At 60.5% G+C, this 481-nt stretch carries 1 protein-coding gene and 1 pseudogene; both read right to left on the bottom strand.

What is annotated here, in order from left to right; genetic code table 11:
* A pseudogene (locus DBR24_RS33980) lies at positions 1-207 on the bottom strand (two-component sensor histidine kinase); the annotation flags it as partial.
* Positions 197-481: winged helix-turn-helix domain-containing protein (locus tag DBR24_RS33985; RefSeq protein ID WP_256591871.1), on the bottom strand; the 285-nt coding region annotated here is incomplete at its 5' end. The gene DBR24_RS33985 and the pseudogene DBR24_RS33980, both read right to left, overlap by 11 nt.

The raw sequence follows: 481 nt of genomic DNA on the forward strand, positions 1-481 counted from the left end.
GTCCGGCTCGGGCCGATGGCTCCAGTCCGAGACGTTGTCCATCAGCAACAGGCGCTGCAGATCGCCACCCAACCCTGCCGAAATCAGTTTCTCCTCCACCAGATGCACCGTCGCCACGATGCCCATGGCAAAGGCGCCGGCTACCAGCGCGCTCATCAACGCAAAGGCAATGATGATCCGCTGGGAAAGGCTTTGCTTAAACTCCATCACGCCCCTCGGCCAAGCGGTAACCCACGCCGTGCACGGTATGCAGCAATGGTTTTTCGAACGGTTTGTCGATCACCTGACGCAATTGGTGGACGTGGCTGCGCAGGCTGTCGCTGTCCGGGCAATCATCGCCCCACAGCGCTTCTTCGAGAATTTCCCGCCGCAGCACGTGCGGGCTCTTCTGCATCAACACCGCCAGCAACTTGAGGCCGACCGGGTTGAGCTTGAGCAGTTTGCCTTCGCGGGTCACTTCCAGGGTGTCGAGGTCGTAGTT

It is taken from the genome of Pseudomonas sp. HMWF006 (genome assembly GCF_003061205.1).
Classification (GTDB): Bacteria; Pseudomonadota; Gammaproteobacteria; order Pseudomonadales; family Pseudomonadaceae; genus Aquipseudomonas; species Aquipseudomonas monsensis.